The organism is Streptomyces sp. Inha503 (assembly GCF_047215865.1).
GTDB classification, from domain to species: Bacteria; Actinomycetota; Actinomycetes; order Streptomycetales; family Streptomycetaceae; genus Streptomyces; species Streptomyces lycopersici.
In genome coordinates this window covers 4,149,153-4,171,703 of record NZ_CP178360.1, presented here as the reverse complement: position 1 = coordinate 4,171,703, position 22,551 = coordinate 4,149,153, and the positions used below count along the sequence as shown (strand labels likewise).

The window sequence follows — 22,551 nt, the reverse complement described above, 5'->3', positions numbered from 1 at the left end:
TCCCTCCTCTGCCTGGGAGTCCCCGGGAGTTCCCGCGTGAGTGTGCACGCGTTGTGCACCGGGCCCACTTGCCCGCGCCCCCGTCCAGCTCGCTGGGGCCTTGGCATACTCGGAGATCACCGCCCGCCCCGCGAGTCTCCTGAGACGGGCGCAGGGCCGTCCGCGTGTGTGACGCGAGGCGCGCCCAACCCTCTGGGACGCACCGGCCGTACCCGCGGTACCGGACCCGTCCGCCGAACCGGACGACGGGACCGCGTCGTTCGGCGTGCCCGGATCGGCCGCCCCGTCCCGTACGGACGATCGCACGCCCCCCAGCACGTCCTCGACCACCGCGCCGTCCCGCAGCCGTACCCGCCGCGGCAGTTGGTCCGCGACCTCGAGGTCATGCGTGATGACCACGATGGTCGCGCCCGCCGCGCTCAGGTCGTGCAGCAGCTCCATGACCGACTCGCCGGACGCGGAGTCCAGCGCGCCGGTCGGCTCGTCCGCGAGCAGCAGTTCGGGATCGCCGACCACCGCCCGTGCGATCGCGATCCGCTGCTTCTGGCCGCCGGACAGCTCATGCGGCCGGTGCCGGGCGCGGTCGGCGAGTCCGACGCGTTCCAGCGCCTCGTCAACGATGGTGATCCTGCGGTGTGGCTGGTGCTGGTGGACGGCGCGTATGCGCTGGCCGACCGGTACATGTGCGCCTGCGCTGAGACCCTGCCGCAGAGGCGTGTTTCGTTTCTCTCGGCGATCCCCTTTACAACGACGAAACCCCCTCATCCGGTAGACAGGAGCCATGCGTGTGCTGCTCGTGGAGGATGAGGAGTTCCTGGCCGAGATGATCGCCGAGGGGCTGCGGCGCGACGCCCTCGCCGTCGACGTGGCACACGACGGCCGCGAGGCGTTGGACAAGCTCCGCTTCGGCGCGTACGACGTCCTCGTCCTCGACCGCGACCTGCCCGTGCTGCACGGCGACGAGGTGTGCCGTCGCGTCGTACGGCAGCGGCTGCTCACCCGCATCCTGATGCTGACCGCGGCCGGGGACGTACGGGACCGGGTGGCCGGCCTCGGACTGGGCGCGGACGACTACCTCACCAAGCCGTTCGCGTACGACGAGCTGCTGGCCCGCGTGCTCGCCCTCGGCCGCCGCGCGCGGCCCGCGCTGCCGCCCGTGCTGGAACGGGCCGGGCTGGTCCTGGACACCGCCAGGCGCCAGGTCAGTCGGCAGGGCCGCTATCTGGCCCTGTCCCGCAAGGAGTTCGCCGTGCTGGAGACGCTGCTGCGGGCCGACGGCGCGGTCGTCAGCGGCGAGGACCTGATCGAGCAGGTGTGGGAGGAGGACACCAGTTACCGCACCAACGCCGTCCGCGTCACCCTCTCCAAGCTCCGCGCCAAGCTCGGCGATCCGCCGGTCATCGAGACGGTCCCGGGCGCCGGCTACCGGCTGGGCGCGGGGCCGGAGACGGGGGCGGGCGAGGGTGCCGCGCCCGACTCGCCCCCACCGGCTCCGCCCGCGCCCGATACGCCGGGCACCGCGCTGGATTCGCCCGGCGCCGTGCCCGAGTCATCCGTGCCCGCCCCCCTGCGCCCGGACCCGGACGGCGCCGCCCGATGAACAGCGAACGCGCGCGCCTCACCGCCCTCTACACCGGACTGCTGGTCCTGGCCGGCGTCCTGCTCACCGCACTCGTCTACGTCCTCCTCCAGCAGAGCCTCGACTCCCGTATCGACACCGCGGTCACCCGGGCGATACCGGAGAACGCGTACGACACGCCCCGCACCACCGCACCGCGATGGAACGACACCGGCGTCACCCCCACACCGACCAGGAAGACGAGCAAGAGCGGCGAGGCGGTGGGCCTGCAAGTGCGGCAGGTGAGCGACGCCGCCGGCGACGCGGCGCTGAGCCGCCTGCTCACCGTCTCCGGCGCGTCCCTGGCCGCCTTCACCGTCCTCTCCGCCGCACTGGCCTGGTGGATGGCGGGCCGTGTGCTGCGTCCCGTCGCCGTCATCACGGCCAAGGCCCGTCAGCTCTCCGCCGAGAACCTGCACGAGCGGCTCGCCCTCGCGTCACCCCGCGGCGAACTCAAGGAACTCGCCGACACCTTCGACGAGATGCTCGACCGGATCGAGCGTCTCGTCGCGGCCCGCCAGCGCTTCGCGGCCAACGTCGCGCACGAGCTGCGCACCTCCGTCGCCGTCCAGCGCGCCGCCGCCGAGATCGGTCTCGCGGACGACCCGCCCCCGGAGAAGGTCGCCCGCATGCGGAGCAAACTCATCGAGAACGCGGATGGCAGCGGGCGCCTGATCGAGTCCCTGCTGCTGCTCGCCGTATCCGACCGCCAGCTACAGCGCCGCGAACCCGTCGCCCTGCACGACATCACCGCCCGCTGTACGGACGGCCTGCGCGACGAGGCGGCACGGCGCTCCATCGCCCTGCACGTGGAGACGGCGGAGTCGCTGTCCGTCGAGGGCGACCCGGTCCTCCTCGAACACACCGTCCACAACCTCGTGTCCAACGGCCTCCACTACAACCACCCCGGCGGCACCGTCCACGTACGCGTCGACGCGGACGGCGTGGAGGTCGCCAACACCGGCCCGGTGGTGCCGTCCGAGGATGTCCCGCGCCTCTTCGAGCCGTTCCGGCGCGCGCAGGAACGCGGCCACCGCAGGGACCCGTCGGACGGCGGCGCCGGCCTGGGCCTCTCGATCGTCGCCTCGATCGCCCGCGCCCACGACGCGACCACGCGCGCGACGGCGAACCCGGACGGCGGCCTCACGATCCGCGTCTGCTTCCCCCCGGCCCCGCAGCTGACGACGGCGGCCTGACCGCACACATGCGAGCCGGCCCCGGGACACGTGTCCCGGGGCCGGCTCGCATGTGTGCGGTCGCCGCTCGGGCGTGCGCCGTCTTGTGTGCGCGGAGCCGCGCACACCCCCGCATAGCGGCCCCGCACACCCCCGCATGACGGCCCCGAAAACCCCGCATAATCGCCCACCTAACCACCCGCATAACCCCTTTATAAAGCCCTCTGTTACGTATGAGAAACGCTCTCATTTTTAATTAAGCGAGACCTCATCAAAAAAGGTGATGACAACCCTTCCGGCTCGCGTAATGTATTCCTCATCGCCACCGGAGAACGGAAGCCGGAAGCGACGGGGAATGCGGTTCGCATTCCTTTTCCGGGGATAACCGACCGGGAAACACTTACGAAACATCAAGAATTGGAGAATCTCATGAGCAAGCCCAGGAAGACCCAGCCGGCCAAGTCCGTCGACATCATCAAGCGTCCCGGCGGCATCAGCATCGTTCGGCCGGGCCGTCCCATGCCGACCCAGCCGACCCGTCCGGTGCGTCCGGGGCGCCCCATCGGCGGCTGCTGACAACACCACATTCCGGAGGCGGGTCCATGGGGGGCCCGCCTCCGGGCGTGTACGCACCCTGAAGGACGAGGACGGAAGAGGAGTGGCGTGATGCCTCCGTACGAGGATCAGCCGACGGTCCGGCTGCGGGCCATCGCACCCGCACCGAAATTCCCCGCACCCGCGCCCGCGCCGAATCCCGCAGCGGAATTCACGGAGGACGCGGAAGACGTGGCCGGCGCCGAGCCGGCCGCCGCCGCCCCGCACACCGGATTGTCGAAGAACGCGTTGCACGCCTTCCGTGCGTTCTGGCCGCTGACCAAGGGCGACCGGCGCTGGCTGGTGCTGATATGCCTGTGCGTCGTGGCCGCCGCGCTCGCGGAGACCGGCGCCGTCCTCCTCTTCGGTGAACTCACCGACAACGCCCTCCAGAAGGGGTCGGTCAGCGCGTTCTGGGGGCCGGCCGGGCAGTGGTTGGCGATGTCGGTCCTCGGAGCCCTCATCGGCTACGTCGGGAACTCCGCCGCCGTATGGGTGGCCGAGCGCTTCGTCATGCGGCTCCGGGCCCGGATCTTCAGCCACGTACAGGTGCTGCCGCCGCACTTCTTCCAGCGCCACCGGCAGGGCGACCTCGTCACACGCCTCACGGGTGACGTCGAGGCCATCGAGCAGATGGTCGTCTCCGGCGTGGTCCAGACCGTGTCGGCGCTGTTCAGCACGGTGTTCTTCTTCGGCGCCGCGCTCATGCTGCGCTGGGATCTGGCCCTGGCCACGTTCGCGCTGGCGCCGCTGTTCTGGCTGACCGCCCGGCAGTTCGCCGGCCGCATCAAGACCGCGGCCCGGCAGGAACGCGTCGCCGACGGCGCGATCACCTCCGTCGTCGAGGAGTCGCTGGGAAACGTCGTGCTCACCCAGGCGTACAACCGGCGGTGGAACGAGGAGGAGCGGCTGAGCGCCGAGGCCCGCGCCTGGATGCGCGCGTCGGTGCGCGGGAACCGGCTGAGCGAGATGTACGAGCAGCTGGTCCAGGTGATGGAGACCGTCTGCGTGCTGACCATCATCGGGCTCGGCGCCTGGGAGATCTCCGAGGGCCGGATGACGCTCGGCCAGCTGCTGTCCTTCGCCGCCTTCCTCGGCTATCTCTTCCCGCCGATCCGGCAGTTGGGCCAGCTGGGGCTCACCGTCACCGCCGCCACCGCGGGCGCCGAGCGGCTGCTGGAGATCCTCGCCGCCAGGCCCGCCGTCACGGACCCGCCCGGGGCCGAACGGCCCGTCCAGGAGATCCACGGCGTGGTCGAGTTCGAGCAGGTCGCCTTCGAGTACCCCGGCACGGTCGCGGACTCGGACCTCGGCGAGGCTACCGGCGGGGCCACCGGTACGGGCTTCGGCACCGACCCCGGCCCGACTCCCGGCGGGAGCACGGCAATCGTCGGCCACGTCCCCGCGCGGCCCGCGCTCCGCGACGTCTCCTTCACCGCCCGCCCCGGGGAGCTGATCCTGATCACTGGCCCCAGCGGCGCCGGCAAGTCCACCGTCGCCAAGCTCCTGCCGCGCTTCTACGATCCGGTCGCGGGCGACATCCGGCTCGACGGGATGCCGCTCGACGCCCTCCCGTTGGAGTTCCTGCGCGAGCGCGTCACCCTGCTCCCCCAGGAGACGCTCGTCCTGCACGGCACCATCCGCGAGAACATCGCGTGCGGACGGCCCGGCGCGACCGACGACGAGATCTTCCGGGCCGCCCGCGACGCCGCCGCGCACGAGTTCATCGACGCACTCCCCGACGGCTACGCCACCCATATCGCGCCGGGCACCGCCCAGCTGTCCGGCGGCCAGCTCCAGCGCATCGCCATCGCCCGTGCCCTGCTCCGCGACTCGCCCGTGCTGGTCCTGGACGAGCCGACCGCCGGCCTTGACGCCCTCGCCGCCCGCCAGGTGATCGCCCCGCTACGACGCCTCATATCCGGCCGTACGACCCTGCTCATCACCCACGACCTGCATCTGGCCCCCGACGCCGACCACATCCTCGTCCTCGACCACGGCCGCCTGGCGGAGTCGGGCCGCCACGAGGAGCTGCTGGACCGTGGCGGCACCTACTCCCGTCTCCACGGCAACGGCGCCGCCCGGCAGTTGGCCACTCCATGAGGAACGGGCTCCGGACGAGTGGGCGCCCAGGGAGCGGGCTGCCGCGGAACGTTCCCCGGACGACCGGGCGGCTAGGGAGCGGCCTTCCGCGGAACGGCCCGCGTGCCGCAGGCGATACCCCACCCGCGGCACCGTCTCCACCACCGTCGGCCGCCCCAGCTTGGCCCGCAGCCTGCTGACCGCGATCCGTAGGGCGGTGTTCCGGGCGCCCGACTCCCCGCGCCACACCCGCGCCAGCAATTCCTCGCCGCTGACCACCGCCCCGTCGGCCAGCATCAGCACTTCGAGTACGTCGAACTCCCGGCCCGTCAACGCCACCGGCCACCCGTCGCGACTGACCCGGCGGCCCGGCGCGTCCAGTACGAGTCCGGCGCACTCCAGAACGGACGGGCGTGGCGGGCTCGGTGCGGCATCGTCGCCCCCGACGACCTCCACTGTGTGCCCGGCACGCCGCAGTTGACCGGCCAGCCGCTCGGCCGCGGATTCCCCGCGCCGTACGACGTCGCCCACGGGATCGTCCGCGTCGTCATCCCTCATGTCGTCCACGATCAGTACACGCATGGGCGCCTGTGTACCAGCCGAGGGCATTTCGTCGCTGTTTCGCGCGCGGCCCGGCGCGACTTCGAACCCCTGAGGCACGCCATGGTGGGCGATCCGTGCGGTGACGCGCCACGGGACCGTGCTCGCACCGGGCCCCCGCGACGCTCACCGCCGCGGAGGCCTTCGGCTTCCCGGATGCCGGCCTCGCCGGCGCCTCGTCAGCCCCGTTCGGACCAGACGTAGTCGAACTTGAAGGTGACGGGGTTGTATGCACACGGCTTGTCGATGTCGTGGTCCTCGGCATAGCCGCTCTGGCTGTCCAGACAGCTTTCCATCGAGTAGTTGGTTTGCGTGTGGAGGTGATCGCCCCGTCCGGCCGGCTCCTGCCAGGCGAAGATGTACTGCCGGAACGTGTCGAGATGGCAGGTCTGCTTGATGATGTGGCCCTGTGCCACATGCTTTTGCGGATCGGCGTTGCAATCGGCCTCATTGTTGTAGGCCAACTGCCAGTGGGTGTCATAGGCGGCGCGCGGCGCGCGGCGCCTGCGATGCGCCGGCCGGGGCCGCGCCGACGGTGAGTCCTCCGAGCAGCAGGGCGTGAATTGGAAGTTTTTTGTGCGGGGTTTACCGCGGCCCGCGGTAACGGCTGGCTCGGCGAAGTCGAAGGACTCCAGGACGGCCTCGACGCCGCCACAGCCAAGCTTTCGAAGCCCATCACAGCACGATGGTGACGAGCATGGCGGCAGCAAGCCAGCCCAGGTCACGGGAGGCGCCCCGGCCGGCCGACTGGGGGTATGTCCTGCTCAGGGCCCAACGTCCGTGGCGGCGGCCGCGACATGGCCGGTCAGTGTCTCCCAGTTGCCGGACCCGATGGCCGCCTTCTCCTCCTGGGTGAACGGCGCCTGCTCCAGGAACGACCGGGCGACCCCGCCGCTGGTGTCCAGGAAGGGGAAGCCGCCGGGCCGCGTCCCGAACGTGTAGGGGTAGTCGGTCGAGTACAGCATGCGGTCCGTGCCGACGACCTCCGCCGTCCACCGCAGATAGCGCTCGCTGACCGTGCCGCTTCCCGCGACCCAGAAGTTCTGGCGGAAGTAGTCGGCCAGGGGGCGCTCCAGCTTCGCCGCGTGTCGCAGGATCCCGATGTGGTCCAGGTAGAACAGGACGACCTCGCCCCAGTGTCCCGCGATCACCTGAAGGCCGGGGTGGCGGTCGAAGACGCCGGAGAAGATCATCCGCAGGTACTGCACGCCCAGGTCGTAGTACCAGCCCAGTCCGGCGGTCGCGAGCATGGGGCCCACCCCGTGGGGCAGTCCCGAGTAGTACGCCTCCTGGACCGCCCGTACCGGGGTCTGCGGGTGGAAGTGCAGGGGCACCCGGAGCCGCTCGGCGGTGGCGTAGAGGCCGTCGAACTCCGGTGCGTCGGCCGGCTTGTCGCCGGTGCGCCCGTAGAGCATCGCGCCGCGGAAGCCCAGCCGTGTGACCGCTCGTTCGAGTTCCGCCGCGGCGGCTTCGGGTGACGGTGTCGGGATGGCCGCCAGCGCCTGGAAGCGCCGCGGGTGGGCCTGGACGACCTCGGCGAGCGCGTCGTTCGCCGCACGCGCGACGCTCACGGCGTCCGTCGCCGCGAGGTTCTGCACCCCGGGGGTGGCCAGGGACAGCACCGCGACGTCCACGCCCTGGTCGTCCATGTCGGCCAGGCGCCGATCGCCGACGTCTCGCAACCGCCGCGCGAACGGCTCGTCGCCGTAGCCGAGTTGCGGGATCCGCGGAACCCCCGCCTTCGCCCATGCGTCGAGCAGGACCGGCAGGACCACGTGTTCCTCCAGGCCTACGATGCGCAGCTTCTCGGGCATGGCACTCTCCTCTTGACTCGCTGTTTCCGGTGATACATCAATGACGATAACACCGATCGTATCGATGGAATCGGATCAGCGTTATCATTGATTCGGTGACCATCCGCGCGGTCGCGGCGGCCGCCGGGGCACAGCCACCCGCGATCTATCGCTTGTTCGGCGACAAGGACGGGCTCCTCGAGGCGGTGGCCGAGCATGGCTACGCCACGTTCCTCGCGGCCAAGCACGCGGACGCCCACCCTCGGGACCCCGTGGAGGATCTGCGCGGATCAGCGCGACCCGGCCCTGCTCACGGCCATGCGCGAATCCATGGTCACCGCCGTCACCCACGAGAAACCCGCCGTGCGGGACGCGGGCCCGGCCGGCGCCGCCCGGACCTTGCGCGCCCTCCTGCCCGAACAGACCGCGCTCAGCGGTGCGGAGCGACAGCTGCTCGGCGAATGGCTCGACCGGCTCTCCGCGGCCGACTAGGAACTCACGCTCATCCGTTCGGCGCCGGTCACGCGCAGCGCGTCGAGTCGACCTACCCCCACCTGATGTATCCGTCCTCCAAGGCCGACCTCAACGGACACCGGGGCACCCAGACGGTCACCGGCAGGGCCGGGACATTTGCGCTGGAGTCGACTCCAGCTTTTAGCGTGGGGGCATGGCTGACTCCTCCGAGCCGGACCGGATCGGCATCCGCGCTGTGTCGGAGCTGACGGGGCTGAGCATCGACACCTTGCGCTGGTACGAACGCGAAGGTCTGCTGCCGCTGGTGGAACGAGGCCCTGGCGGACGGCGCCGCTATTCGCCCGCCGCGATCCGGTTCATCCGCCTGGTGCAGGCGCTGCGCCGTACCGGCATGTCGGTGGACGACGTGCGGGCCTTCGTGCGGATGGGGTCCGGCCTGGAGTGGCACGACAGGCGTACGGCGCTCCTGGAGCGGCGCGCCGCGGCCATCGAACAGCAGATCGGTCAGTTGCGTCAGGACCTGGCGGTGGTGCGGGAGAAGATCGCGCACCACCGCGATCTGAAACGGCGCGGTCTGGACTGCGAGGACGAGATCGGCACCGCCGCCCCCGGCGCCCTCCCTCCGGGCGAAGCGGGCCCGCGTACGACGTGAACGACGCGTACGGCGCGAGCGACACGAACGACGAAAGACGGGAATTGAGCATGCGTAAGGTCAGTGGATGGGCGGCTCACGCACCCGGCGCGGCCGTGGTCCCGTGGGATTTCGAGCGCCGGGAGCCACGGGACACGGACATGGCCGTGCGGGTCCGCTACTGCGGTGTGTGCGCCAGCGACCTGTCCGCGATCCGCCACGGCGACCCGGCCGCCTTCCCGCTCGTGGCGGGTCACGAGATCGTCGGGGAGGTCAGCGCGGTCGGCGACGCGGTCACGCGGTTCTCGGTCGGCGACCAGGTCGCGGTGGGCAACATCGTCGACTCGTGCCGTACCTGCCCCGCGTGCCGCGCCGGCCGGGAGAACTGGTGCCACGAGGGAGTCACCCTCACCTACGGCGGCGTCGACCGCGTCGACGGCTCCCGCACCCAAGGCGGATACTCCACCGAATACGTCGTTGACGAGCACTTCGCCTATCCGCTGCCGAGCGGGCTGGATCCGGCGGGAGTGGCCCCGCTGATGTGCGCGGGCGTCACCACCTACGTACCGCTGCGCCGCTGGGGCGCCGGCCCCGGCCGGACGGTCGGCATAGTCGGCATGGGCGGCCTGGGCCATATCGCCCTCCGACTCGCCCATGCCATGGGCGCCGAGGTCGTGCAGTTCACCACCTCCCCCGACAAGGCCGCCGAAGCACGCCGACTGGGCGCCGACGATGTGGTCCTCTCCCGGGACGAGCAGCGGATGGCCGCGCAAACCGGGCGCTTCGACCTGATCCTCGACACCGTCGGAGCGCCGCACGCGCTGGAGCCCTATCTGAGCGCCCTGGCGATCGACGGGACCCTCTGCCTGGTCGGCATCCCGGAGCAAGACCTGCGGCTCAGCGCCCTCAGCCTGATCGTCGGCGCGAAGAACCTGGCCGGCGCGGGCAGCGGCGGAACCGCCGAAACCCAGGAGATGCTCGACTTCTGCGGCACACACGGCATCACCGCCGAAACCGAGATCGTGCCCGCGCACGAGGTCAATACCGGCCTCGACCGGCTGGCCCGCAACGACGTGCGCTACCGCTTCGTCCTCGACCTGGCCCGATGCGCGGCGTGAGGTGTTTCACGGAGGGGCGTGAGGTGTCGGGGGCTGGGTAAGCGCGCCGCGATCATCGCTTGAGATGCCGAGGTGATCGGTACACATAGGGCGAAAAGCATTGCCGGAAAGGAGACGACATGTCGTCGAAGCGACGTCGTAAGAAGAAGGCCCGTCGTAAGAACGGGGCCAATCACGGTAGCCGTCCCCAGTCCTGACCTGGGGCTTCCGCCGAGTGAGGGTGATGGGCTCCCCGAGCGCGTGGCGCGCCACCGCGCGCCCGGGCGCGGGGAGCCCCCTCGCAGAGGGCCGTCTGGACGGCGGCCTTCATATCGGCGTCCTGGGCGTCCGTGCCGCCCGGGTCGAGATTCACCATGACCGTCGCCTGTCTGCCGTCGACCGTGGCGCCGCCCACCGTTCCGTAGCCGAGGATGTCGCCGCTGTGCCCCCAGTAGAGGCCGCCGCAGGGCAGTGGTCTGCTCTCCAGGCCGAGGCCGTACGCGCGGCCGTCGGGGTTGCCGGTCGGGCGGGTCGTCATCATCTGCCGCAGTTGCGCCGGGCGCAGCAGCTTGCCGCGTACGAGTGCGTCCAGGAAGCGGTTGAGGTCGGTGCCGCTGGAGATCATGCTTCCGGCCGCGCCCGCGACCGAGGGGTTGATCGCGGTGATGTCCATGAGCGGCGCGTTCTCGCCCGGCCGGGCGTAGCCGCGGGGATGCGGTCCTGGGATCGTCGGGTCGTCGCCCGGTACGTACGTCTCGTGCAGCCCGAGTGGCGTGATGATGCGCCGGTGGATCTCCTCGCCGTACGGGTGGCCGGTGACCCTTTCGATGAGCAGGCCGGCCAGCAGGTAGTTGGTGCTGGAGTAGCGCCAGCCGGTGCCGGGCTCGAAGGTCGGGGGGTGGGCGAGCGCCGTCTTCACGAGGTCGCGGGTGTCGTGGTGGGCGAGGGGGTCCTTGAGGACGTCCTGCGGGGTGAGGTGGTCGAGGATGTCGGGCACGCCGCTGGTGTGCTGGAGCAGCTGGCGTACGGTGATGATCCGCCCGTCGTTCCCGTGTCCGCGGATGACACCGGGCAGATAGCGCTCCACAGGCGCGTCGAGGGCGATGCGATGCTCTCCCACCAGCTGGAGCACGACCGTCGCCACGAACGGCTTGGTCATGCTGCCGATCCGGAACCTGCTGTCGCGGCGCATTGGCGCATGGCTCTTCACGTTCGCTACGCCGCTGGTCAGGACCGCGCTGCCGGACCGGTTCCGCGTCTCCACGAGCGCTCCGGGCACGCCGTCGACCGTGGTCAGCCGGTGCAGGATCGCGCGCAGGCGTAGGCGCAGGCGGAGGTCGTGTTCTGCCGCGGTGGCCGTGGCGGTGGTGTTCTGCCGCGGCGCGTCGTCACCCCTCGGTGCCGCCGCCGCGACGCCCTTCGGCGCCGCCGCCGCTGCACCCGCCGCCACCGCCAGTGTGAGTCCGCCACTCAGTACCCGCCTGCGCCTGACCACGTTCATGTGATCCCCCTCGAAGCCCCATCGCGACCGAATGGTCACGTTAGAGACCGCCGAGCCCGGGATCGATCCGGCCAGCCACCCCCATCGCCCTGGGGACAACCCCACTACGGCCGGCGGAGGGCGCGGGCCGCTGATGGTGAAGAGGCCGGTCCTTCCGTCATCGGAGCAGTTCGAGCAGCGCGTCGGTGAACTCCTCGGTGGTGGCCGTACCGCCCAGGTCCGGAGTGCGGACGGGGGTCTTCGCCAGGACGGCCGCGATGGCGTCGGTGACGCGGGTGGCCGCCTCGGGGTGGCCGAGGTGGTCGAGCATCATGGCGGCGGACCAGATCGCGCCGAGCGGGTTGGCGATACCGCGTCCGGCGATGTCGGGGGCGGAGCCGTGGACGGGCTCGAACATGGACGGGAAGTCGCGTTCGGGGTTGAGGTTGGCCGCGGGGGCGATGCCGATGCTGCCCGCGACCGCGGCGGCGAGATCGCTGAGGATGTCGCCGAAGAGGTTCGAGGCCACGACGACGTCGAAGCGCCGTGGGTCGAGGACGAACTTGGCGGCGAGGGCGTCGATGTGCTCCTGGTCCCAGGCCACCTCCGGGTGCGCGGCGGCGCGTTCGGCCACCAGCTCATCCCAGAAGGGCATGGTGTGGATGATGCCGTTGGACTTGGTGGCCGAGGTGAGCCGGCCGCCGCGCCGCTCGGCGAGGGAGAAGGCGTAGTCCAGGACGCGGGTGACGCCCTTGCGGGTGAACACCGCTTCCTGGACGGCCATTTCCTCCGGCAGCCCCCGCCCGAGGCGGCCGCCGATCTCGCCGTACTCGCCCTCGACGTTCTCCCGGACGACGACGAGGTCGACATCGCCGGGGCCCGCGTCGCGCAGCGGGCTGGGCACGCCCTCGAAGACGCGGATGGGGCGCAGATTGACGTACTGCTGGAAGCCCCGGCGGATGGGGATCAGCAGCCCCCACAGCGAGACATGGTCGGGGACACCGGGGTAGCCGACCGCGCCGAGCAGGACCGCGTCATGGCCGCGCAGCTGGTCAAGACCGTCGTCGGGCATCATCGCGCCGAGGTCGGCATAGCGCTCGCAGGACCAGTCGAACGTCTCGTACGTGAAGCCGAGGCCGTGCCGGGCGGCGACGGTGTCCAGGACGCGGCGGGCGGCCGGGATGACCTCGTTGCCGATGCCGTCGCCGGGGATCAGGGCGATGCGGTGGGTGGTGGTCGTGCGGCGGTTCGTCATGGAGGGGATTGCAGCAGGGGGGCGACTTCCGCGTCCAAGACGCAGATCGCATGGGTCTTATAGGCCGGCCCTATGAGCGCGCTATGAGTTTCCACGGCGGCCCGCCCCATGGGATTCCATGGCGGTGCCGACGAACGCCTCCGCCGCCGGTGTCAGCCGGGCCCGCCTGCTGACCAGGGCGATACGCAGACTGGTGCTCGGCTCCAGGTCCAGGACCCGGGCCCCCGCCCGCTCCGCGAGGCCGCGCCAGGCGTCGGCCACCACGGCCAGGCCGACGCCCCGCAGCACCAGCGGCAGGATCGACACCCGGTGTTCGGTCTCGACCACCACGGTCAGCGCCACGCCCTCGGCCACCAGATCGTCGACGTACCGGCGCATCCCGGTGCCCTTCTGGCCCACGATCAGCCGGTGTCCGGACAGCTGCTCATGGCGCACCGGTACCCCGGGGCGGAACGGCCCGTCCGGCGGTGTCAGCAGCACGAAGCGCTGCTCGGCCAGCGGATAGGTGTGCACATCGCCCGGCGGTACGGGGTCGGGGGAGGCCAGCAGCCCCAGCTCGCACACGCCGGTGCGCACCATCTCCGTCACATCGCGCGGGGTGAACGCGGCCTGCACGCGTACGGACACCTCGGGATGGGCGTGGGCGAAGCGGTGGATCAGCCCCGTGAGCGGTTCGACGGCCTGGGAGGGCGGGGCCGCGATGTCCACCCGGCCGCCGCGCAGTCCGTGCACCGACTCCACACTGGCCCGCGCGAGCTGGAGGCTGCGCACCGCCTCCCGCGCCGGTCCGATCAGCGCCGTGCCCGCGTCGGTGAGGACCGCCCGGCGGCCGATGCGGTGGAAGAGGTCGCTGCCCAGGTCGCGCTCCAGGGCGCGGACGGCCTGGGAGAGGGACGGCTGGGACAGATACAGCGCGGCGGCGGCCCGGTTGAACCCGCCGTGGTCCACCACGGCCAGGAAGTACTCCAGCTGCCGCACATCCACCGCGCCGCCTCCCCGCTCCTGCCGCCTTCGGCGCCGTCAGGTCCATAGGTGTTGCTTATAAGCATTGTCGTCAACGGGTCTTGGACGCGCACCGCGGGGGCTGCTGGGATCGGGGCATGAGCGAGCAGCCGCTGGACGACTTCGACCGCCGCACCGTCCACGTCGAGGGGGTGGGAATCAACGTACGCACCGCCGGGGAAGGGCCGCCGGTCCTCCTCCTGCACGGCTATCCGCAGACCCATATGATCTGGCACCACGTCGCCCCGGCGCTCGCCGCCACCCACCGGGTGGTCCTGGCCGATCTGCGCGGCTACGGCGACAGCGACAAGCCCGTGTCCGACGCCGAGCACACCCCGTACTCCAAGCGGGCCATGGCGCGCGACCAGCTGCTGGTGATGCGGGAGCTGGGCTTCGACCGGTTCGCGGTGGTCGGTCACGACCGGGGCGGCCGGGTCGCCCACCGTCTGGCCCTCGACCATCCGCGCGCGGTCTCGGCGCTCGCGGTCCTGGACATCGTGCCCACGCAGTACGTCTTCCAGCACGCCGACAAGGACTTCGGTCTCGGCTACTTCCACTGGTTCTTCCTGGCCGCGGACCACGGCATCCCGGAACACCTCATCGGCCAGGACCCCGCGTTCTGGATCCGCACCCGGATGGGGGCGCGCCACCGGGGCGGGACCCCGTTCGACGAGGCGGCCCAGGCCGAGTACATCCGCTGCTTCTCGGATCCCGCGGCCATCCACGCCAGCTGCGAGGACTACCGCGCCGCCGCCTCCATCGACCTGGTCCACGACGACGCGGACGCCGCCGCGGGCCGCCGGGTCACCGCACCGCTGCTGGCCCTGTGGGGCGCGCACGGTTTCGTCGGCCGCCACTACGACGTACCGGAGGTCTGGCGCGGCTACGCGGACGATGTGCGCGGGCACGCGCTGCCGTGCGACCACTACCTCCCGGAGGAGGCGCCGGACGAGACGCTGCGCCATCTGCGGGCGTTCCTCGGGGAGCACGGGAGCGCCTGACCGGAGACCTACGGCGCCGTCTGGAGGTTCTCCTTCCGCGAGGTGGTCTCCTCGGCCGGGTCGGCGGCCCCGCGTGTCTCCCGCGCCAGTGCCACCGTGACCACGGTGAGCGCGCTCATCAGGGCGATGAAGACGACCACGCCCGTGACGCTGTGGTCGAACCAGAGCAGCAGGGCGGACGCGAGCATGGGCGCGAGACCGCCGGTGAGCACGGTGCCGATGTTGTTGGCGATGCCGACCGCGCTGAACCGGACCGTGGTGTCGAAGAGTTCGGCGAAGAACGCGGGCTGGGAGCCGAGGACGGCGGACTGACCGATGCCCAGGGTGAGGAAGAGCGCGAGCCAGATGGCCCAGGTGTGTCCGCCGTCGATCACCGTGAAGAACGGCCAGGCGGCGGCCAGCAGCACCAGGGCCCCGCCGATCGAGACCGGGCGCCGTCCGACGCGGTCGGAGAGCGCGCCGAAGGCCGGCACCGTCACCAGTTTCACGGCCGCGACCAGCGAGATGCCGCTGAGGAGCGCGGCGGTCGGCAGTCCGCGGTCCTCGGCGTAGGTGACCGAGAAGGTGCCGAAGACGTAGTAGCCCGCGTTCTCGGCGGCGCCCGCGCCGATCACGATGAGCATCTCCTTGGGGTAGTGGCGCCAGGCGGCGACGCAGCGGCTCTCGGCGATCCGCTGCCGCAGCGGGCGGCCGGACGTGGCGGAGGGGCCGGACGTGGCGGAGTGGCCGGATGTCTCGGCGACGGAACCCGCCTGCCGCGCCTGCTGGAATTCGGCGGTCTCCGGCAGCGAGCGGCGCACCCAGAGGCCGAAGAAGGTCAGGCCCGCGCTGAGCAGGAAGGGAATCCGCCAGCCCCAGGCGAGGAAGGCGTCCTCGGACAGCAGCCCGGTGGTGAGCGCGAAGGCGCCGGTGGACAGGAGGGTGCCGGTGCCGGTGCCGATCGCGGGCAGTGAGGTGAGCAGTCCGCGCCACTTGGGCGGTGCGTTCTCGAAGAGGATGATCAGCGCTCCGGTCTTCTCGCCGCCCGCGGCGAAGCCCTGGACGAAGCGCAGCAGTGTCAGCAGCACCGGCGCCGCGACGCCGATCTGCGCATGCGTCGGCAGCAGTCCGATGGCCGTGGTGGCGAGCCCCATCATCAGCAGGGTGGCCACCAGTACGCCCTTACGGCCCCGGGTGTCGCCCCGCTCCCCGAAGTAGGCGCCGCCCAGGGGCCGGGCGAGGAAGCCGATGGCGAAGGTGCCGTAGGCGAGGACCGCGCCGACCAGCGGATCGCTGTCCGGGAAGTAGATCTTGTTGAAGACGAGGGCGGCCGCGGTTCCGTAGAGGGCGAAGTCGTACCACTCCACCGTGGTGCCGAAGACGGCGGCGAGGGCGACCTTGGGCTGGAAGACCGGCCTTCTGGTGGCGGAACTGCCGGTGTGCGTCATGGGTGGACTCCCTTGTCACCGTTGATCGAGTACCACTGTGTGGTTCGCTTGTGCCACTTGGTGGTTCGGTGATGTTATGGAGGCACACACCCCGTGGCAAGGGGTCACACCCCGATTCGCGCTGGAGGTCATCCGTTGAGCACGCCCGCCCCCGCCGCCCCGCCACCCCTGCTCGACGGCATCCGGGTGCTGGATCTGACCAATGTCCTCGCCGGGCCCTTCGCCGGATATCAGCTGGCCCTGCACGGCGCCGACGTCCTCAAGGTCGAGATGCCGGGGGCCGGGGACCTGGCCCGCCAGTTGGGCGCCGACCGGCAGCTGAGCGAGGATCTGCTGGGCGCGTCGTTCCTGGCCCAGAACGCCGGGAAGCGTTCGCTGACCCTGAACCTCAAGGAGGACGAGGGGCGCGCGGCCCTGCTGCGCGCGGTGCGAGGGGCCGATGTCCTCCTCGAGAACTTCCGGCCCGGGGTGATGGACCGGCTGGGCGTCGGCCGCGAGGTCCTGATGCGGGAGAACCCGCGGCTGATCTACTGCGCCGTCTCCGGCTTCGGCCAGACCGGACCGCTGCGCACCCGGCCCGCCTACGACCAGATCGTGCAGGGCCTCTCCGGGATGATGAGCGTGACCGGCACCCCCGAAGTCAGCCCGCTGCGCGCCGGTTTCCCGGTGGCCGACACCCTGGGCGGCATGGCCGCCGCCTTCGCCGTGGCGGCGGCCCTGGTGCGCCGGGAGCGCACCGGAAGCGGCGCGTATCTGGACGTCTCGATGCTGGAGGCCGCGCTCACCGCGATGGGGTGGGTGACCTCCAACTACCTGATCACCGGACGCCCGCCGCGGCCCATGGGCAACGAGAACTTCACCGCCGCGCCGTCGGGGACCTTCCGCACGGCGGACGGCTACCTCAACATCGCGGCCAACCGCCAGCGGCAGTTCGCCACCCTGTGCCGGCTCATCGGCCGCGCGGAGCTGCTGGACGACGAGCGGTTCGCCCATCCCGCGGACCGCAAGGCCCACCGCGAGGAGCTGCGGGTCGAGGTCGAGAAGGGGCTCGCCGAGCGGACCGCCGGGGAGTGGGAGGAGATCCTCGCCGACGCGGGGGTACCGGCGGCGCGGGTGCTGTCCGTACCCGACGCGCTGGGCCTGGAGCAGCTCGCGGAGCGGGACTTCGTCCGCACGCTGCCCTTCCCGGACGGGCGGGCGCGCGAACTGCGCGTCCTGGGCAGCCCGTTCCGGGTCGACGGCGAAGCGGCGGCCGCGACCGCCCCGCCACCGCTGCTGGGCCAGCACACCGACCAGGTCCTGGCCGAACTCGGCTACACCCCGAAGGAGATCGACGCGATGAAGGAGCGTGGTGCGATATGACCCGCCCGTCCGGAGAGCCGGAGGCCGCGGCGGTTCCGCAGGACGTCACCGACTGGTGGGCCACCGCCGTCAGCCGCATCCGGCCGGGCGAGATCCTGCTGCGCGGCTACCCGGTCGAGCAGCTGATCGGCCAGGTGTCGTTCGCCGAGACCGTCTGGCTGCTGCTGCGCGGCGAGCTGCCCACCCGGACCCAGGGCCGGTTGCTGGAGGCCGCGCTCGTCGCCGCCGTCGACCACGGGCCCCAGGCCCCGTCGATCGCCGCCGCCAGGATGGCGGCCACCTGCGGACTGGGGCTGAACAACGCGGTGGCCACCGGGGTGAACCTGCTGGGGGACGTCCACGGCGGGGCCGGTCAGCAGTGCATGGGCGTCCTGGCCGGGCTGGAGGGGGCCGCGGCCGGGGGAGCGGACCTCGACGACGCCGCGAAGAACCTGGTGGCGGAGTACCGCGCCACGGGCTCCCATGTGCCCGGATTCGGCCACCGCTTCCACCCGTACGACCCGCGCCGCACCCCGCTGCTCGACCTGGTGGGCGCGGCGGTGGCGGACGGCGAGGCGCCGGGCTGGGCGCTGCGCGCCGGGACGGCCCTGGAGCGGGCGCTGGCGGAGGGCCGCCGCCGTCCCGTGCCGATGAACATCGACGGCGCCACCGCCATCGTCTACAGCGAACTGGGCTTTCCGCCCGAGCTGGGACGCGGGCTGTTCGTGCTCTCCCGCAGCGTGGGCATCCTCTCCCACGCCTGGGAGGAGAAGTCCGGCGGGGCCAGGATCAAGGGCCCGCTGCCCCGGCGGCTGCTGCCCTCGTACGAGGGCCCGGCACCCCGGGACCTCAACCGGCCGGAGAGCGGTGGGAACAGCTCCGAGAGCGCGTGAACGTCAGCCGCTCCCGCCGAGGAACCGCAGCTCCGACAGCCGCTTCGCGGCCTCGGCCAGCGCCGGGCGGAACGACTCGACGCGCTCCTCGGTGAAGCGGCTGGTGGGCCCGCCGAGCCCCACCGCCGCGACGACCTGCCCAGTCGCGTCGGTGACCGGGGCGGCCACGGCCGACACCCCGTCCTCGCGCTCACCGTGGCTGACCGCCCAGCCCCGCTCCGCGGCGAGGCGCGCCCGGGTCGCCAGGACGGAGGTGAAGTCCGGGCCGCGCCCGGCCGCCGCGGCCACCCGGCTCAGCGTCCGGGACGAGCCGCCGATGAGCAGGACGTGCCCGGAGGCACCGGCCCACAGGGGCATCTCCTCGCCGATGCGCACCACATGGCGCAGCTGCTGGGTGCCCTCGTGCTGGGCCACACACACCCTGGAGCCGCCCTGGCGGATGTAGATCCGCGAGGATTCGCCACCCGACCGGACCGAGAGGACGCGCAGACACTCCACCGCCTCCGGGGGCAGCCGCCAGGCGTCCTGGGCGAGCGCCGCCCAGCGCAGCAGACCCGCGCCGGGGGTGAGTCGGCCGTCCCCCCGGCTCCACAGCAGCCCGCGCTGCTCCAGGGTGGCCACCAGTCGGACCACGGTGGACTTGGCCAGTCCGGTGGCGTCCGTCAACTCCCGTACGCTGCGGGAGCGGTGGGTCTCGTCGAACAGGGCGAGCAGATCCAGTGCGCGCAGGACGCTCCGTACGCCCTCGCCGCCCTCTCCGGCCGCCGTCCCCATCGCCGTCCTCCTCGCCGCACACCGCATGAGCCGCCCATCGGTGCGACGGTACCACCAGGCGGTCCAGGGCAGGCGGGAGTCGGCTACGCCGGTATGACGGCGACCAGATCGGCGGGCATCCGGCCCCGGAGGTCATCCCACTCGCCCTCGCTGATGTGGCGTTGCAGGGCCTCCAGGACGGTGTGGACCAGCTGTTCGGTGTCGCCCTGGATCGCGTACGGGAAGTCGTGCCGGATCCGCTGGAAGAACTCCTCGCTGTGCATCTTCACGGGCGTCTCCGCGGGTCTCCACCCCTCGTAGTAGATGCCGCGCACCAGCATCGGCAGCTGTGCGCCGAACTGGACGGCCTCGTCCACCGTCAGCCGGTCCCGCAGCTGGTGCAGCACCGCGCGCAGGGCGGCGTAGGACTGTTTGCGGCGCTCCTTGGGCCAGCCGTACGCGTCCTCGATGTCCTTCAGGAGCCGGTTGGTCTTGTCGACGGTCGTGTCGAACGCGGGAAAGCCTGTCGCAACCATCGTGTTCGTCCTTTCGGTGCCCGTGGCGGCCGCCCGGCGGGGCGGGGGGCCGCCACGGGGGTGGAAGACTCAGAAGCCTCCTGGCTGTTGCGGTTGCTGTTGCTGTTGTTGCTGGGGTTCCTGCTGCCGTCGGCTCTCGCCCTCGATGCTCTCGGTGATCTCTATGTGGCGGGGCTTGGCGGTCTCCGCCTTGGGCACGGTGATCGTGAGGATGCCCTCGGACATGGCCGCCTTGACGCCCTCGGTGTTCACCTCGCTCGGGAGCAGCAGCCGGTACTCGAAACGACCGGTGCGGCGCCCGCCACGGCGCAGGACGCCCTTGCGCTCCCGTTCCTTGATCTCGCCGGTGACGGTCAGCTCCTGGCCGTTGACCTCGATGTCGATCTCCTGGCGCCGGACGCCGGGGAGTTCGAGTTCGACGTGGTACGCCTCGTCCGCTTCGGCCACATCGGCGGCGGGTGTCCACGCCGCGAGTCCGGGCACCGCGGCCCCGCCGACCGTGGATTCGAGCAGACCGCCCATCTGGCTGAGCAGGTCGTCGAACTCCGCCAGCGGATTGCGTGCCCAGACCCGGGGGCGGTCCATCGCGCCTTGGCGCTGCGGTTGTTGTCGTCGTGCGGGTGTGCTCATCGCCCTTCACCTCCGGTCGTATGGAGTGGATGTGTATGGGGGGTGGATTGGTGTGTCGGATCGCCGGACGGGCGGGTGAGGTCGGCGGTGGTGTGGCCGAGGTGGTCATGGACGTGGTGGACGGCCATCGCCCCCTCACCGGCCGCCGAGGTCACCCGCTTGACCGAGCCGCTGCGCACATCACCGGCGGCGAAGACCCCCGGCAGACTGGTCTCCAGGCTCAGACAGCGGCGGCCCTGGCCCTCCCACACACCGGCCGCCGCCCGGGCCTCGGCCTCGGCGCCGGTGAGTACGAAGCCACGGTCGTCCAGGGCCACGGCACCGGAGAGCCAGGCGGTGCGGGGTTCGGCCCCGATGAAGACGAACAGCGAGCAGGCGTTCAGGACGCGGCGCTCCCCGGTGCGGCGGTGCTCCACCACGACCGCCCGCAGGGCGTCGTCGCCGCGCACCTCGCGGATCTCGGTGTCGAGGGCCACGGTCACCCGCGGATGGCGCTCGATCTGGTCGACCAGATAGCGGGACATCCGGGAGCCCAGATACGAGCCCCTGATCAGCAGGTACACCCGGGGCACCCGTTCGGCGAGGAAGAGCGACGCCTGGCCCGCGGAGTTGCCGCCGCCGACCACCACGACCGGGTCCGCGCCGCACTGCCGCGCCTCGTGGACGGTGGCCGCGTAATAGACGTTCGCGCCCTCCAGCCGCTCGATCCCGGGAACCTCCAGCCTGCGGTACCGGGCGCCGGTGGCCAGGACGACGGTACGGCACGTCGTCTCGCCGCCGTCGGCGAAGGTGACGCGGTAGTGGCCCTCGTCCGGTTCGAGGGAGGTGGCCTCCGCCGGGACGCTCACCCGCGTCCCGAACATGCGCGCCTGGAGCACACCGCGCTCGGCGAGTTCGGAGCCGGAGATCCCGGCCGGGAGGCCGAAGTAGTTCTCGATCAGGGACGAGGTGCCGGCCTGGCCGCCGGTGGCGAAGGCGTCCACGAGCGTGGTGCCGAGACCGTCGGAGGAGCCGTGGACCGCGGCGGCGATCCCGGCCGGGCCGGAGCCGACGACCAGCAGATCGCAGTGGCCGCGGGTGCCCGCCGATGGGGAGAGGCCGATGAGCCGGGCCAGTTCGGCGTTGCCGGGGTTGCGCAGCACCTGGTGCTCGCGCCAGATGACGATCGGGGTCTCCTCCGGGCCGACCGAGACGCGGCGCAGCAGCGTCTCGGCCTCCTCGTCCGCCTCCAGGTCGATCCAGCGGTGCGGCAGATGGTTACGGGCCGCGAACTCGCGCAGCCGCCGGGTGTCGGGCGAGTAGCGCGAGCCGAGGATGCGGAACCCAGCGCCCGCCCCGACCAGCAGGGCGCGGCGGCCCAGATAGGCGCGGAGGATGAGGTTGCCGAGGACGGGGGCGCGGGCCACCAGCACCCGCAGCCGGTCCACCGGGACGGCCAGCACCTCCCCGGCCTCCCGGGCGTGGGCGGCGTAGAAGGCCGCCTGCCCCCGGAGCAGGGCCAGTTCGCCGATGAAGCGCCCGGGGCCGTGCACCCTCAGCACCCGCTCGTCCGGGGTGCCGTGGTGCTCGGTGATCGCGATGGTGCCGCTGAGGACGACGAGGAAGTCCGTGCCCCGGTCGCCCTCGCGGATGACCGCCTCACCGGCCGCCACCGACCGGCGGGTGCCGTGTTCGGAGAGGAACGCGATCTGCTGGCCCGTCAGCCGCGGAAACGCGCCGTACAGATCCGGGGTCTCGTCCGGTGCCGCTCCCTCCGCGGCGGTGTCCGGGGGCCGGTCCTCGCCCGACATCAGGCCATGGCCTCGTGGGCGTAGCACCACCGCCAGGTCTCGCCCGGTTCCATGGGCTCGACGATGGGGTGTTCCTCGGCGTACGCGTGGGACCGGGCGTGCTTGAGCGGCGAGGAGTCGCAGCACCCCACGTGCCCGCAGGTCAGGCAGAGCCGCAGATGGACCCAGGGGGACCCCAGGCGCAGGCACTCCTCGCACCCCTGGGGGGTGCGCGGGGAGACCTGGCGCACCATCGACAGATGTGGATCGGGCTCGATGGCCATGGCGTTCACCCTTTCTCGTTTCCAGGATGGGCAGGGACGGGACGGCCCGCACCTCGGACCGCGGGGCGGTCCGCGGGGTGCGGCCGACGGCGGGGCGGTACGGTCCGAGGCGGCAT

Annotated in this window: 21 protein-coding genes and 3 pseudogenes; 11 read left to right on the top strand and 13 right to left on the bottom strand. The window is 71.8% G+C overall.

Features of this window, described 5'->3' with window-relative positions:
- Positions 1-315 precede the first annotated feature (315 nt).
- Positions 316-612, bottom strand: a pseudogene (locus tag ACJX2R_RS17250) (ABC transporter ATP-binding protein); the annotation flags it as partial.
- 169 nt (positions 613-781) lie between these two features.
- Here ACJX2R_RS17250 and ACJX2R_RS17245 point away from each other — a divergent pair.
- From ACJX2R_RS17245 to ACJX2R_RS17230, 4 genes are all read left to right on the top strand, one after another.
- The gene (locus ACJX2R_RS17245) at positions 782-1,600 is read left to right on the top strand and encodes a response regulator transcription factor (protein ID WP_413100826.1); all 819 of its coding nucleotides are present in this window, start codon (positions 782-784) and stop codon (positions 1,598-1,600) included.
- Positions 1,597-2,814 (top strand): sensor histidine kinase, encoded by a 1,218-nt coding sequence (locus ACJX2R_RS17240; protein ID WP_413100825.1) that lies wholly within the window; start codon positions 1,597-1,599, stop codon positions 2,812-2,814. The genes ACJX2R_RS17245 and ACJX2R_RS17240 overlap by 4 nt, the downstream gene beginning before the upstream one ends.
- Before the next feature lie 408 nt (positions 2,815-3,222).
- The gene (locus tag ACJX2R_RS17235) at positions 3,223-3,369 is read left to right on the top strand and encodes a hypothetical protein (protein ID WP_262703113.1); all 147 of its coding nucleotides are present in this window, start codon (positions 3,223-3,225) and stop codon (positions 3,367-3,369) included.
- Between the two features lie 90 nt (positions 3,370-3,459).
- Positions 3,460-5,490, top strand: a complete 2,031-nt coding sequence (locus ACJX2R_RS17230; protein ID WP_413100824.1) for an ABC transporter ATP-binding protein — start codon at positions 3,460-3,462, stop codon at positions 5,488-5,490.
- Positions 5,491-5,658: 168 nt separating this feature from the next.
- On the opposite strand, the pseudogene ACJX2R_RS17225 reads toward ACJX2R_RS17230, so the two are convergent.
- The 3 genes and pseudogenes from ACJX2R_RS17225 to ACJX2R_RS17215 form a co-directional block, all read right to left on the bottom strand.
- Positions 5,659-5,766 (bottom strand): annotated as a pseudogene (locus tag ACJX2R_RS17225) (helix-turn-helix domain-containing protein); the annotation flags it as partial.
- A 482-nt stretch (positions 5,767-6,248) separates the two neighbouring features.
- Positions 6,249-6,794, bottom strand: coding sequence for a hypothetical protein (locus ACJX2R_RS17220; RefSeq protein WP_413100823.1), 546 nt, complete (start codon positions 6,792-6,794; stop codon positions 6,249-6,251).
- A gap of 39 nt (positions 6,795-6,833) precedes the next feature.
- Positions 6,834-7,883 (bottom strand): amidohydrolase family protein, encoded by a 1,050-nt coding sequence (locus tag ACJX2R_RS17215; protein WP_413100822.1) that lies wholly within the window; start codon positions 7,881-7,883, stop codon positions 6,834-6,836.
- Positions 7,884-7,972: 89 nt separating this feature from the next.
- On the opposite strand from ACJX2R_RS17215, the pseudogene ACJX2R_RS17210 reads away from it, so the two are divergent.
- The 4 genes and pseudogenes from ACJX2R_RS17210 to ACJX2R_RS17195 all read left to right on the top strand — a co-directional run.
- Positions 7,973-8,354: pseudogene (locus tag ACJX2R_RS17210) on the top strand (TetR family transcriptional regulator); the annotation flags it as partial.
- A gap of 175 nt (positions 8,355-8,529) precedes the next feature.
- The gene (locus ACJX2R_RS17205; protein WP_413100821.1) at positions 8,530-8,988 is read left to right on the top strand and encodes a MerR family transcriptional regulator; all 459 of its coding nucleotides are present in this window, start codon (positions 8,530-8,532) and stop codon (positions 8,986-8,988) included.
- A 50-nt stretch (positions 8,989-9,038) separates the two neighbouring features.
- Entirely contained in the window at positions 9,039-10,085 is a 1,047-nt protein-coding gene (locus tag ACJX2R_RS17200) for an NAD(P)-dependent alcohol dehydrogenase (RefSeq protein WP_413100820.1), read from the top strand.
- Positions 10,086-10,204: 119 nt separating this feature from the next.
- Positions 10,205-10,282 carry a 50S ribosomal protein bL37 gene (locus ACJX2R_RS17195; protein ID WP_370443954.1) on the top strand — a complete coding sequence of 26 codons (78 nt, stop codon included), beginning with the start codon at positions 10,205-10,207 and terminating at the stop codon, positions 10,280-10,282.
- Here ACJX2R_RS17195 and ACJX2R_RS17190 read toward each other — a convergent pair.
- The 3 genes from ACJX2R_RS17190 to ACJX2R_RS17180 form a co-directional block, all read right to left on the bottom strand.
- On the bottom strand, positions 10,258-11,565 hold the full coding sequence (locus ACJX2R_RS17190) for a serine hydrolase domain-containing protein (protein ID WP_413100819.1): 1,308 nt from the start codon (positions 11,563-11,565) through the stop codon (positions 10,258-10,260). The genes ACJX2R_RS17195 and ACJX2R_RS17190 overlap by 25 nt on opposite strands.
- A gap of 157 nt (positions 11,566-11,722) precedes the next feature.
- Positions 11,723-12,799, bottom strand: coding sequence for a tartrate dehydrogenase (locus ACJX2R_RS17185; protein WP_413100818.1), 1,077 nt, complete (start codon positions 12,797-12,799; stop codon positions 11,723-11,725).
- 81 nt (positions 12,800-12,880) lie between these two features.
- The gene (locus tag ACJX2R_RS17180) at positions 12,881-13,783 is read right to left on the bottom strand and encodes a LysR family transcriptional regulator (RefSeq protein ID WP_413100817.1); all 903 of its coding nucleotides are present in this window, start codon (positions 13,781-13,783) and stop codon (positions 12,881-12,883) included.
- Between the two features lie 116 nt (positions 13,784-13,899).
- On the opposite strand from ACJX2R_RS17180, the gene ACJX2R_RS17175 reads away from it, so the two are divergent.
- Positions 13,900-14,802, top strand: a complete 903-nt coding sequence (locus tag ACJX2R_RS17175; protein ID WP_413100816.1) for an alpha/beta fold hydrolase — start codon at positions 13,900-13,902, stop codon at positions 14,800-14,802.
- Positions 14,803-14,810: 8 nt separating this feature from the next.
- On the opposite strand, the gene ACJX2R_RS17170 is transcribed toward ACJX2R_RS17175, so the two are convergent.
- A complete protein-coding gene (locus tag ACJX2R_RS17170) occupies positions 14,811-16,229 on the bottom strand; it encodes an MFS transporter (protein ID WP_413100815.1) in 1,419 nt (472 codons plus the stop codon).
- Between the two features lie 135 nt (positions 16,230-16,364).
- Here ACJX2R_RS17170 and ACJX2R_RS17165 point away from each other — a divergent pair, with 135 nt between their 5' ends.
- Both ACJX2R_RS17165 and ACJX2R_RS17160 read left to right on the top strand, forming a co-directional pair.
- Positions 16,365-17,591 (top strand): CaiB/BaiF CoA transferase family protein, encoded by a 1,227-nt coding sequence (locus ACJX2R_RS17165; RefSeq protein ID WP_413100814.1) that lies wholly within the window; start codon positions 16,365-16,367, stop codon positions 17,589-17,591.
- Positions 17,588-18,463, top strand: a complete 876-nt coding sequence (locus ACJX2R_RS17160; protein ID WP_413100813.1) for a citryl-CoA lyase — start codon at positions 17,588-17,590, stop codon at positions 18,461-18,463. Before ACJX2R_RS17165 ends, ACJX2R_RS17160 begins: the two co-directional genes overlap by 4 nt.
- A 3-nt stretch (positions 18,464-18,466) precedes the next feature.
- On the opposite strand, the gene ACJX2R_RS17155 is transcribed toward ACJX2R_RS17160, so the two are convergent.
- The 5 genes from ACJX2R_RS17155 to ACJX2R_RS17135 form a co-directional block, all read right to left on the bottom strand.
- Positions 18,467-19,237: an IclR family transcriptional regulator gene (locus ACJX2R_RS17155; RefSeq protein WP_413100812.1), complete on the bottom strand. Its 771-nt coding sequence runs from the start codon at positions 19,235-19,237 to the stop codon at positions 18,467-18,469.
- Positions 19,238-19,320: 83 nt separating this feature from the next.
- Positions 19,321-19,752: a DUF2267 domain-containing protein gene (locus tag ACJX2R_RS17150; protein ID WP_262703283.1), complete on the bottom strand. Its 432-nt coding sequence runs from the start codon at positions 19,750-19,752 to the stop codon at positions 19,321-19,323.
- A 69-nt stretch (positions 19,753-19,821) separates the two neighbouring features.
- Positions 19,822-20,382, bottom strand: coding sequence for an Hsp20/alpha crystallin family protein (locus ACJX2R_RS17145; protein WP_413100811.1), 561 nt, complete (start codon positions 20,380-20,382; stop codon positions 19,822-19,824).
- Entirely contained in the window at positions 20,379-22,172 is a 1,794-nt protein-coding gene (locus ACJX2R_RS17140; protein WP_413100810.1) for an FAD-dependent oxidoreductase, read from the bottom strand. The genes ACJX2R_RS17145 and ACJX2R_RS17140 overlap by 4 nt, the downstream gene beginning before the upstream one ends.
- On the bottom strand, positions 22,172-22,435 hold the full coding sequence (locus tag ACJX2R_RS17135; RefSeq protein ID WP_262703286.1) for a UBP-type zinc finger domain-containing protein: 264 nt from the start codon (positions 22,433-22,435) through the stop codon (positions 22,172-22,174). The genes ACJX2R_RS17140 and ACJX2R_RS17135 overlap by 1 nt, the downstream gene beginning before the upstream one ends.
- Between the last annotated feature and the right edge of the window lie 116 nt (positions 22,436-22,551).